The 12,214-nt window shown below is 52.7% G+C and carries 8 protein-coding genes and 1 pseudogene; 6 read left to right on the forward strand and 3 right to left on the reverse strand.

Annotation, left to right across the window (positions count from 1 at the left end; all coding sequences use genetic code 11):
• Positions 1-131: 131 nt before the first annotated feature.
• Positions 132-1,889, forward strand: coding sequence for an adenylate/guanylate cyclase domain-containing protein (locus AC2FID_RS00415; RefSeq protein ID WP_496834895.1), 1,758 nt, complete (start codon positions 132-134; stop codon positions 1,887-1,889).
• Between the two features lie 136 nt (positions 1,890-2,025).
• Here the strand turns inward: AC2FID_RS00415 and AC2FID_RS00420 are convergent, their stop codons facing one another.
• Positions 2,026-2,958 carry a LysR family transcriptional regulator gene (locus tag AC2FID_RS00420; protein WP_496699845.1) on the reverse strand — a complete coding sequence of 311 codons (933 nt, stop codon included), beginning with the start codon at positions 2,956-2,958 and terminating at the stop codon, positions 2,026-2,028.
• 366 nt (positions 2,959-3,324) lie between these two features.
• On the opposite strand from AC2FID_RS00420, the gene AC2FID_RS00425 reads away from it, so the two are divergent.
• Positions 3,325-5,004: a BCCT family transporter gene (locus tag AC2FID_RS00425; RefSeq protein WP_282121420.1), complete on the forward strand. Its 1,680-nt coding sequence runs from the start codon at positions 3,325-3,327 to the stop codon at positions 5,002-5,004.
• Between the two features lie 486 nt (positions 5,005-5,490).
• Here AC2FID_RS00425 and AC2FID_RS00430 read toward each other — a convergent pair.
• Together AC2FID_RS00430 and AC2FID_RS00435 are read right to left on the reverse strand one after the other, a co-directional pair.
• Positions 5,491-6,237: pseudogene (locus tag AC2FID_RS00430) on the reverse strand (IS5 family transposase).
• A gap of 545 nt (positions 6,238-6,782) precedes the next feature.
• A complete protein-coding gene (locus tag AC2FID_RS00435; RefSeq protein WP_496754500.1) occupies positions 6,783-7,352 on the reverse strand; it encodes a hypothetical protein in 570 nt (189 codons plus the stop codon).
• A gap of 482 nt (positions 7,353-7,834) precedes the next feature.
• On the opposite strand from AC2FID_RS00435, the gene AC2FID_RS00440 reads away from it, so the two are divergent.
• The 4 genes from AC2FID_RS00440 to kce are packed head-to-tail and all read left to right on the forward strand — an operon-like array spanning position 7,835 to position 12,211.
• A complete protein-coding gene (locus tag AC2FID_RS00440; RefSeq protein ID WP_496834899.1) occupies positions 7,835-8,956 on the forward strand; it encodes an aromatic ring-hydroxylating oxygenase subunit alpha in 1,122 nt (373 codons plus the stop codon).
• Between the two features lie 23 nt (positions 8,957-8,979).
• Positions 8,980-10,488: a choline-sulfatase gene (gene betC / locus AC2FID_RS00445; protein WP_496835627.1), complete on the forward strand. Its 1,509-nt coding sequence runs from the start codon at positions 8,980-8,982 to the stop codon at positions 10,486-10,488.
• Positions 10,488-11,279 (forward strand): SDR family NAD(P)-dependent oxidoreductase, encoded by a 792-nt coding sequence (locus tag AC2FID_RS00450; protein WP_496834901.1) that lies wholly within the window; start codon positions 10,488-10,490, stop codon positions 11,277-11,279. The genes betC and AC2FID_RS00450 overlap by 1 nt, the downstream gene beginning before the upstream one ends.
• Positions 11,279-12,211 (forward strand): 3,5-dioxohexanoate:acetyl-CoA acetone transferase, encoded by a 933-nt coding sequence (gene kce / locus AC2FID_RS00455; protein ID WP_496834903.1) that lies wholly within the window; start codon positions 11,279-11,281, stop codon positions 12,209-12,211. The genes AC2FID_RS00450 and kce overlap by 1 nt, the downstream gene beginning before the upstream one ends.
• Positions 12,212-12,214: the final 3 nt, after the last annotated feature.

The following is a 12,214-nucleotide window of genomic DNA, read 5'->3' on the forward strand; positions in this document are numbered from 1 at the left end:
GAGCCTTGGTGGCCATATTATTATTGGCTTCAACAAGGGTCTTCGCGATAGAACAGCAGACGTTAAGGGGTGGCACGAATGTAGACCGCGACGGGTATTACCTCTAACGTGATTTTCGCGGAGGGCTGACTGTGAAGCGGAAACTTGCGGCGATATTGGCAGCCGATGTCGTCGGCTTCTCACGCCTCATGGGGCGCGATGAAGAAAACACAATTCGGCGTCTAAACCTTCTGCTTTCTGAATTGGTTCAACCCCAAATACGCGATTCCAGTGGGCGAATTGTCAAGTTGATGGGCGATGGTCTGTTGGCCGAATTCACAAGTGTGGTCGACGCGGCGGACTGCGCTGTCGCCATTCAACGGGCTATGCAGGACCGAGAACCTGACGCCCCCCATGGGCAACCCATTCAGTTGCGGATCGGTATTCATCTGGGAGATGTGATTTCCGAAGGCTCCGATATTTTTGGGGAAGGCGTCAACGTGGCCGCAAGATTGGAAGCAATCGCAGAACCTGGAGGCGTCTGCATTTCCGAAGATGTATACCGTCAGATCAAAGGAAAGGTCTCCGGCAGTTTCAGGGATCTGGGCGAGCAAAACTTAAGAAACATCGAACATAAGATTGGGGCCTACAGCATCGATCTCGACCCGGCGCGCCTGTCACCTGAGTTCTACGAAGTTCTGACGGGTGAGCGGTTGGAGTTGCCGGACCAACCGTCAATCGCTGTCCTGCCGTTTCAAAACATGTCAGGCGACCCAGAGCAGGAATACTTCGCGGACGGAATTACCGAAGACATCATCACTGCCTTGTCGCATATCAATGGTCTCATCGTGATGGCGCGCAATTCGACATTTGCCTACAAAGGAAGGTCTGTCGATGTAAGACAGGTCGGACGGGAATTAGGTGTTCGTTTCGTCCTTGAAGGGAGCGTCCGAAAGGCGGGGCAGCGGGTTCGCATCACCGGGCAGCTTATTGAATGTCAATCCGGCTCGCATTTATGGGCCGACCGGTATGACCGTCAGATTGAAGATATTTTTGCAGTTCAAGATGAAATCACACGCGAAATCTCCGTTTCATTGGCAGTCAACCTTACACACGGACAAGAGCTCAGACTTTGGGCTGATCAAGCGCCTAACTTTGAGGCGTGGGACTTGATGATGCGTGGCATCAGTGAACAATACAAATTTACAAAAGAAGGGAACCTCTCCGCGATTCAGCTTTACCGGAAAGCAGTTGAGCTTGACCCCGAGAACTCGTCATTCAGAACGGGCCTTGGGTGGGCGTTGCAAGCTGGTGCCCGCCTTGGGTTCCATCTAGACCCAAAGGCGTCAACTGACGAGGCCCAGTCAATTTGCGATGCATTGTTAAAGAGGAACGATGTCTCAGCTGATGTCTATGCGCTGCAAGGATATATTTTCACAAACCAATCTCGTTTTGATGAAGCCAAAGCCTTCTGCAACGAAGCTATCGAACGGCAACCGAGTGTCTCGCTTTCTCATGCCATGCTGGCAATTGCGTACAATAGTTGTGGTGAATTTGAGGAAAGCCTGAACAGCATGCGAAAGGCTATTCGGCTGTCGCCCTATAGCCCAGACTGGTATTTCAGCCATTTGGGGGATGCCTATCGCGGGTTAGGGCAGCTGGAGCAGGCAAGAACGGTTTACCGGCACTTGGAAACCCGCCTGCCTGGCACCGTTTTGTGCCAAGTCCGTTTGGCCGCGATCCACGCTGATTTTGATGACACTGAAAACGCTAAGAAAGCGGTAGAGGCCGTTCTTTCCATCGATCCGCAATTTTCAGTTCAAACCTATACCGGCCACACCGTCTACAAGACTGACGCCCTGCGCAAGTTCTGGGCGGATGCTATGCTAAAAGCGGGTCTACCAGAATAACGTCGCAGTATTGCAGAGATCAGAAGATTGCTTAGGCTGCCAGGAAATTGCGCGGCGCTTTCATATGTAAATCGGAAACTTGGATCAGGCACAGTATCGACTAAGATAGATGTGATTTCACTGCCGATGCAGGGCACTATGCCGAAGGCGATGAGAAAACCTGGTCCGCGATCCAGTCGAAAACCATGCGAGGACCGCGACCCAAATTGGCCGGGTCCCGCGACATGACGTAGCCAGCGTCGCTTATGACTACGTCATTTGTGACTTTCACAAGCGAACCATTGTTGAGCAAGCCATCAATTAGGCCGATCCAACCCAACGCGACGCCATCTCCTGCCAAAGCAGCCTGTGTGACCATGTCGTAGTTGTTAAAGCTGATGTAGTTTTTCTTTCTTTCGCCTGTAATGCCCAGGTTATCAAACCATCCCTGCCAGGTTTGCCACTCGGCGGTGGCGGGTTTTGACAAACTTAGAAGTTGAACATCCAGTAGGTCTGTCGAAGATCGAATTGGTGTTATCTTTTCTAATAGCTGGGGGCTGCAAACTGCCGCGACGATTTCTTCCAATAATAGAATTTCACCAGGTCTAATCTGGCTCCTAGGTGCGACATGGATCTGTATGTCACAATCCGGGTCGTCCAGGCCTGGTGGCACGGTAGATGCCAGAATTTGAATTTCAATCTCGTCCCCAAGTTCCTCACGTAAATAGGCCAGACGCGGTAACAGCCAGAACGTAGAGAAGGCGAAGTCGGCAGAAATCCGAACCCTTGGTTTGGATTTACGTTCCAGTAATGAACCAACCGCATAGCCCATTTGTGTCATTGCTGGTTTGACCACGTTGAGAAGCCTGAGCCCTTCATACGTTAGCGAAACGCCTCGGTGTTCTCGTTTGAAAAGTACTACGCCCAGATCGATCTCCAAGCCTTTGATCCGTTGAGAGATCGAGGATTGGGTCAAGCCAAGCGCTTCTCCGGCACTTGTGAAGTTCCCGTGTTTTGCGACCGTTTCAAACGCATAGAGCGCAACAAGGTTACGGCTGAGATTGATATTAGCCTGGTTAATGTCACTCATAATTACTGAGCTACTGCAAAACCACTCGAATATGTACCAAAAACTTTGTCAAAGGGTGATTTTCCGAACCGGTTAGAAAAACATGGGACCGAGTTATGACAGACCACAGACGCAACCAGACGGTTCAGCCTGCAATGGCAATGCAGGTGGGTAGGGTTACTGAGGGCATCTTTGGATGGGGTGTCTCGTCTGCACGGTGGGGCGATTGCCATTTAACAGACTGTGCATGCAGAACCTAATTCGCCGCTTTTCTTTGGCTTCGGTTGGGCGACACGGATTGTGGCTGCTCCAAGCGCAGCATGGACATTCATGGCAGAGCAATCTGATCTTGCAATCTGCTTGATCAGCAATAGGGAGAAAATGAATATGGCAGTTAAGCCTCCACTATCGGAACTTCCGATCAAAACCGCTGACAACGGTTTTTATCGGGGGTTCAGCGTCAACGTGACGGTAATCAGTAAGATCATAATCAGTTTGTTGGTGGTCTGGTGTATTGTGTGGCCTACACAAGCTGGCAGGGTCTTGGGCGATTGGAACGCGGCCATTCTGGCTCAATTTGCCGCTTGGTACATCTGGGTCGTAACAGCTTTTGTCATCGTTTGTATTGGGCTGGCAATCTGGCCCACAGCAGGGCGGCTAAACCTGGGTGTGAAAGGTGAAAAGCCCGAATTCTCGAACTTCTCATGGTTTTCGATGATGTTTGGCGCCGGGATCGGGGTCGGAATGCTGACATGGGCCGTTGCGGAACCTGTCGCGCATTTCAAGAATAACCCATCAGTCATTCAAGGCGTCACAACCGCCCTCGAGGCGGATAATGTTCGTACCGCCTATGTCTGGTCCTATTTGCATTGGGGCCTTGGTGCTTGGGCGTGTTACGCCATTGCAGGCCTCGCGCTGGCGTTCTTTAGCTACCGCCGCGGATTACCATTGACGATCCGATCGTCGCTGACTCCGCTGTTTGGCAAGGCGCTGTCCGGTAATCTGGGTCATCTGATCGATATTGTGGCCGTTGTTGCCACGATCCTCGGCGTTGCTCAAACTCTGGGTTTCGGGGTTGAACAGTTCGTAGCGGGTCTAACGCGGATCGGTATTGGCGGGTTGGCACATGCTGATGGCTCGGCGACCACGCTTGGGATCATTGTTGCGCTTTTGGTCATCATGGGCGCCTCGACATTGTCGGCGCTGTCCGGTGTTGGCAAGGGCATCAAATGGCTGTCGAACATCAACATGGTGTTGTCGATATTCCTGCTGGGCTTCTTCATCATCTTCGGTGCCACGTTCTTTGGCGCAAGTGCTTTCTTCGTCGGGATTTGGGACTATCTGGTCGCTCTGCCGTGGCTGAGCTTCAACGTTTATGCATCTGATGGCGTCGAAGGATCGGAATCCTTCCTGCTTGCCCAATGGCAAGGCTGGTGGCCAGTGTTCTACTGGGCCTGGTGGATAGCGTTCGCACCTTTCGTTGGACTGTTCCTGGCCCGCATCTCTCGTGGTCGTACGATCCGAGAGTTTGTGTTGGGTGCAATGATCGTTCCTTCGCTGATGTGTTTTGTCTGGTTTGCATGGGCCGGTGGTACAGCGATTGATCTGGAATTGAATGGCAATGCGAACGGCGTGATCCTGGACGCAGCGAATGGCGACAAAATCTTTGCCATGACAGAATTCATGCTGGCTCCGATTGCTCAAGCGCTGGCCTGGGCTATGGCGGTGGTCATCGTTGTTCTACTGATGACATTCTTGGTCACCTCGGCTGACTCTGCCGTTTTGATTGTGAATACGATTAACGCTGCAGGCGACGAAGGTCCCAAGGCACGCCCGCACATCATGTTCTGGGGTGCTGCACTGGCTCTGGTTGTTGGGGGGTTGCTGATCTCAGGCGGCACCGGTGCCATTCAGACTGCAATGGTGATTGGGGCATTGCCGTTCTCGATTGTGATGGCTCTTATGTGCATCGCTTTGATCAAGGCCATCTGGAATGATGGTCGGCGCGAGGCCGCAGGCGTTGCTTCAACAATTGATCCGGAAACTTCGACGATGCCAGCTGAATAGGCATCGCAGAAAACAATGAGGCCCTGGTTAACATCTGGGGCCTCATTTTCCACGACACCCTTATCCATTTTGAAATTTGCTATGCGATCATAAACGGCAGGAATGGGGTATCTAAACTGTGGAGTTTACTGAGTCGAAGAATGTCGGCTTTTGACCGTCCTGACTGGGCAGGTGGCACTGTGACACGTGACTTTGCAAAGTCCGCTTTCTGCGCATCGCAGACCTTAGTGTGTCGAGAAGCAATTTGAACTTTGGGCTCGAACCAATCGCTGAAAGAAGCGTCACGGCTGGCAGATGTTCGGATGCACCGGGTGGCTGACTGAGGAGAGTGCAAGCGCTCTATTTTCGCGACTTATTTTGAATTTAATACAGTCTCTGGATCGGGTGCAAAGTCCGCAATTCTTATACGTGAGATTAATTTCGGCCTGCGATGGTTGCCTGATATTCTACATGAGGAATTGACATGACGAGACCTAGGGTCCGGATTCATAAACAGTATATGACGGTTTCCGCGAGTGCGATGGCTGAGAGGAAGACCTTGGGACAACGGTCAAAGCGTGTCGCCACGCGCCTCCAATACATGAGCCTGTCAAACATAATCTCGATGCGGTTTCGCCGCTTGTAACTGCGCTTGTCGTACTTGACCGGCGTCTTGCCTTGCTTTCGCCCCGGGATGCACGCACGTATCCCTTTGTCTTTCGGCGAGTTTCGGAACCATTCGGCGTCATAGCCGCGATTCCCGAGCAGCCAATCCACGTTTGATATACTGCTGAGCAGAGCCCGAGCACCGATGTCATCACTGACTTGCCCGGCGGTAGCGAACAGGTTGAGCGGGCGCCCTTGGCTATCACATATAGCATGCAGCGCCGCCCTTGGTTCTACCGATCACGCGGTCACACCCCCCTTTTTCGCGGCCATACTGGTCGCAGTGCGGTGTGCTTTTAGATAGGTCGCGTCAATCATGAATGTCTTCTCTTCGCCGTGCTCGGCGGCCAGACCAGCCATGATCCGCGCTAAGATGCCTTTCTCACTCCAACGCTTCCATCGGCTATAAAGCGTCTTGTGAGGTCCGTATTCTTTTGAGGCATCTCGCCAGCGCAAACCATTGCGATTGATCAATATAATCCTACTCAACACCCGTTTGTCATCAACCCGGGGCTTGCCGTGCGACTTCGGAAAAAATGGGACGAGCTTGGCGATCTGCTCGTCGGTTAGCCGATAAAGATCGCTCATGTCACCGCTCCGTTTTGGGAGCCATGAGTCAGTTTGCGCACCGAAAATCAATGCATCCTGACCCTAGCAGCCTTCAGTCCTGTTCTCGGATCAGGCATAGCCGCTCTGGCCAAGAAGCAGCGGCTTTGCAAGCTTTACCGGAATGGCGACTGGAGCCAGGAGCTAGTCAAGAATTAGCCCTGCGAGCATTCAGCTTCGAGTTCAAGAAACAACGGGCGGTCACTGCGCCCAAAGCTTTGGGCCAAAGACGCAAACCTTTAGGCGAAATGCAAAGCTATGGGCGCACCTACAATAAGTTGTAGGGACGCGCATAACACTGCACTGCGGCGCACGAAATTGCAGGGAAGATTCGGCGTTGCTACCAAAAACTGTGCACTCGGATTCAACCGAAACTTTGCACTCCAAATTTCAGGATTAATTCGCATGCCGCAATCGTTCTTGGTCGGCGAAGCTCGCCTCTCCCATCGAAATTCCGAAGGAGGCAAACGGCCCTTGAAAGCGGCCGTTTCCATCGGCCTCATCGAAGGTCTGGTTCGAGCCCAAACCTACGGTTCTACGCAAGCCGAATTCTGCTCACAGGCCGTATGAGGTTGGTCGAACAAATTGATCATCGTGAAATTAGTGGACGGCTCTCGCATCGCAATGACGATAGTCACCCAGTTTTCTGCTTCGTGGTAGAAATTTGAGCTGACCCATTTTGTCTCGCCGAGTGCCGCATCTATTGCTGCGTTTGGATGCTCCAAATCTTCAAAGAGCCTCTTTGCTGCAGTTGCAATCTCGTTCGATACAATACCTCCGTATGGAACAGTGTCGCTTGCGCACTGTTCGGTAGTATATTGAGCTTCAATCCCGGTGACGACTACTAACACATTGAAACTTAATGCCTTTGGTGGGCGCTTAGGGCCATCCTTCACATTCACTGTTGCGGTGTTTTGATCTAGTTCGCTGAGAAACTGAGAGACACGCGAAGCGTTGATCTCATCAAAATCCGAGCACAAAATTAAGCTGTCAGCGTCAAGCAAAGCAGATTTGCTGTAGAAAGGCGTCGGTATATCTGCCAACGCAAAACATGGGGTAACGCAAACACAGACGATAGTGGCCAGAAGATTTCTCATTGGATCAGATACTATCAAGATTGCTTATGTCTCAAGGCAAAGTGTGGGCAAGTCGTTTAGAAAGAAGCGAGGTGCGTATTCACGCCACATGAAAGTTAGCTTTGTCCGCAACTCGGACGTAGGTCCTGTTCAATTCAAGGTCCGGTTCCCGCATAAGCAGTCAGTGGGACGTCAAAGCAGACGTTGCCGCGTGCCGGCTGGTATTAGCGTCCGGTTGCAGCCGCTTTGTGGACATCCGACAAAAGTGCTCAGATGTCCGCGTTGGGCCCATTTTGCTGATTTCTGCAATGTGCAGGAATGACCGCTGAACAGGAGCCGGCAAGGGGCCAGCATTCGCTTGTCAGCTAATTCCAATGCTTGGTGGATTAATACGGTGTCCCCGAAAGCCAAATGCTTGGCGAAAATAATCAAACTAGCGGCTGATTAAACATAGCTCCGAATCCCACTTGAAATAGATTTAACCTAACATCGGAGGCGCAATCATGACTGATTCAGATACAATTTTCTTTGGCTATCATGCTGATCCATCGCGCTCCAGCTCATTGCAGGCTGCAGCCTACACCGAGCGCAAGTGGTTTGACGCAGACCTTCGCGCCATCCTCTCCAAAACTTGGCAATGGGTATGTCATGTCGAGAAAACACGTGGGCCGGGATCTTATGTAACAGTGGATATTGCCGGCCAACCAATTGCCGTTGTGCGTGATAAAGAGGGTAAGCTTCGTGCCTTTTATAATGTCTGCAAACACCGTGCGCATGAATTGCTGTCGGGCGAAGGCAATACAACGCGGATCATGTGCCCCTATCATGCTTGGGTCTATAAACTTGACGGGCAATTGGCCCGCGCGCCACATACCGAAAACCTCGAAGATTTCAGGAAAGACGAGATTTGTCTCGATGCAGTGCAGGTCGAGGAATTTTGCGGCTTTGTTTTCGTTAATTTGGATCCGATGGCAGCTTCTTTGTCAGAACAATCCGGCAACTTGGAAACCGAAGTGCGCCATTGGGCACCGGATGTGGATCAACTCACTTTTGGCTATCGTCTGACCTATGACATCAAATCCAACTGGAAGAACGTCGTGGACAACTTCCTAGAGTGCTATCACTGTCCTACAGCGCACAAAGATTTTTGTGACCTCGTGGATATGGATACCTACAAGGTTACGACCTACGGCATTTACTCCAGCCATATGGCTGACGCGGGCACAAGTCCGAATTCCGCTTATGACGTGTCGAATGCCACCGTGAAAACCCATGCGGTTTGGTGGCTCTACCCGACGACCTGCCTGATGCGGTATCCGGGACGGTCAAGCATGATCGTGTTGAACATCATCCCCGTTGGGCCAGATCGGACGCTTGAAACTTACGACTTCTTCCTTGAGACGCCGGAACCCGACGCGATGGAGTTGGACGCAATTCGTTATCTGGACGAAGTTCTTCAGGTCGAAGATATCAGCCTTGTCGAAAGTGTGCAGCGCGGGATGAACACACCTGCGTTCACCCAAGGTCGGATCGTCAATGACCCGGATGGTTCCGGCAAATCTGAGCACGCCGTACATCACTTCCATGGCCTAGTCCTGGATGCTTACGCAAAAGGTGCTGCGTGACGCGGCCAAACATCCTCGTGATAATGGCGGACCAATTGGCACCGCACTTCACTGGGGCATACGGGCACAAGGTTGCCAAGACACCCCACCTTGATGCGTTAGCCGCGCGCGGCATGCGCTTTGATGCGGCTTACTGCAATTCTCCACTCTGCGCACCTTCACGGTTTGCTTTTATGTCGGGCCAGCACATCAGCCGCATTGCAGCTTATGACAATGCATCCGAGTTCAGAGCATCGGTGCCAACATTTGCGTATTACCTTAAATCGCTAGGCTACCGGACCTGTCTTTCAGGCAAGATGCATTTCGTTGGCCCAGATCAGATGCATGGGTTCGAAGACAGGGTAACAACCGATATCTACCCCGCAGATTTCGCATGGACCCCGGATTGGGAAGCGCCTGATGAGCGGATCGATAAGTGGTATCATAACATGCAAACCGTCAAGGAAAGCGGTTTGGCCCATGCAACCTTCCAGATCGACTATGACAATGAAGTTGGCTTTGCCGCCAATCGCTGGCTCTTCGATGTTGCCCGAGACAAAGCACGTGGGAACGATGCGCCCTTTGCGATGGTGGTAAGCTTCATTCACCCGCATGATCCTTACGTTGCGAGGCCCGAATGGTGGAATCTCTATTTGGACGATGAGATCGACATGCCGTCCTTTACACCCGCGACAGAGGATCAGGACCCGTTCTCGCGTCGATTGATGGATGGGATCGAAGCATCATATGTGCCGCTCAGCGACGAAGAAATCCGTCGCGCGCGTCATGCTTACCTGGCCAATGTCAGCTACTTCGACAGCAAGATCGGGGAGCTGATTCAGACCCTCGAAGAGACGGGCGAGTTGGACAACACTATAGTGTTTGTAACTGCGGATCACGGCGACATGCTGGGAGAACGTGGGCTGTGGTATAAAATGAATTTCTTTGAACACTCTGCGCGCGTTCCACTGGTCATGGCCGGGCCGGGCGTTGTAGTGGGGACAACGCAGAATGCAGTGTCACTGGTTGATTTGCTGCCGACCTTTATCGATATCGGCGGCGGTAATGAGACGATGATCGGAGAACCGATCGACGGCCGCAGTCTAATGCCTTTGGCCCGTGGCGAATACGACCCAGTTGATGAAGCCATCGGTGAGTATTGCGCTGAGATGACGGGCTATCCCGTAATCATGATCCGGCGCGGCCCTTTAAAATACATTCATTGTGACAGCGACCCGCCGCAGCTCTACGACCTAAACGCTGACCCGCTGGAAACAAAAAATGTTGCCACAGACCCTGACTATGCTGACCCGGCAGCCCGCTTTGCAGCCGAAGTCGCGGAACGGTGGGACGGTAGTGAATTGCGAAAGAAGATTATCGCCACGCAGAGATCACGCCGCGCGTTACATGCCGCGATGGAGGCAGGTGCCAGCGCGCCATGGGATTACAACCCACCATCTGATGCAAGCCAGCAGTATGTCCGCAACAACTTGGATTGGACGGTGGCCGCGAGTCGCTACCGCTATCCGCCTTTGAAGGATGGAGGCCAATGATGCTGAACGGAAAAATTGCCCTTGTGACCGGCGCGCGCGGTGGTATCGGGCGTGCAATTGTCGCGCGGTTCCTAAAAGAAGGCGCAACAGTATTTGCAGCTGACCTCACACCGGAAGGATCGTTAGACCAGCACGACGAAGATGGCAGTCATTTTGTTAAGCTGGATGTGACTCAAGAGGCAGACTCGGTTGCGGCGATGGATCATGTGCGCGCCACACACGGAAAGTTGGACATCCTAGTAAACGCGGCCGGGATCGAGATCGAAAAAACCGTTGAAGAGACTACGCTGGAGGAATGGAACCAAAGCTTTGCGGTTAATTCCACGGGCACGTTCCTGACCTCGAAATACGCCATCCCATTGATGCGCGAAGCGGCGAAGACAGGGAATAGCGCAAGCCTCATCAATTTTGGCTCCTACGATGGGTTCATCGCTGATCCGGGCCTTGCGGCCTATTGCGCAACCAAAGGTGCAGTACACGCTTTGACCCGCGCAATGGCTTGCGATCATGGCCCCGAAGGTATCCGCGTAAACGCCATCTGCCCCGGCTATATCGATACCCCAATGCTGCAGAGCTTTTTCAACGGAGATGGATCTGGTGGCGGCGGTGGCAATATTGAAACGCTGCAACAGGCCGTGCGCGATGTTCATCCGACGCGCACCTACGGGACGCCACAGGACATTGCAAACCTGGTTAACTGGCTTGCTTCCGACGAAGCACGGTATGCCTCTGGCCAGTTGTGGGTTCTGGACGGGGGGCTGTCTGCACAAGTGCAGCAGATGAAACTCTGATGCCCAAATCCGTCATCATCACCTGCGCACCCACAGGGGGCATCCATACGCCGTCGATGTCGCCACATCTGCCGATTACGCCTGCCGAGATCGCGACAGCAAGTATTGAAGCGGCACAAGCCGGCGCGTCGATCATTCACTTGCACGCACGGCATCCAGAGACCGGCAAACCCGACCCCCGACCCGAGCTATTTCAGCAGTTCCTGCCCGTGATCAAACAGTCCACTGATGTGGTGATGAATGTCTCTACCGGCGGCGGTTTGGGTATGTCGATGGATGAGCGCCTGCTGGCCGCAACCTCGACTAGCCCAGAGATGGCATCTCTCAACATGGGTTCCATGAACTTTGGCATCTTTCCGATGCTGCAGAAATACACCGAGTTTCAGCATGATTGGGAACAGCCATTCCTGGAGATGACAGAGGACTTCATCTTTCCCAACACCTTCAAAACAATTCGTTACGCCATTGAAAAACTTGGTGGTGATCATGGCACCAAGTTCGAGTTCGAATGCTATGATCTTGGCCATCTCTACAACGTCAAATGGTTCGTGGATCAAGGCCTGATCAAACCGCCTTTTTTCATTCAGATGGTGTTCGGCATCTTGGGTGGCGTTGGCGCGGATGCAGACCATCTAACCCACATGCACAACACAGCGGATAAGCTGTTCGGGGCAGAGAATTACGAATGGTCTGTCCTTGCCGCTGGCCGTCACCAAATGCCTTTTGCAACCCAAAGTGCATTGCGCGGCGGCAACCTACGCGTGGGCCTCGAAGATAGCCTGTTCATCGGCAAGGGTGAGTTGGCAAAATCCAACGCGGAGCAGGTCACGCGCATCCGATCAATCATAGAGAACCTTGGCCTTACGGTCGCGACGCCAGCAGAAGCGCGCATGCGGCTCGCACTAAAAGGCGGCGATCAGGTTGGGTTTTGAGGA

The sequence above is a fragment of the Ruegeria sp. CDSC068 genome, assembly GCF_059610545.1.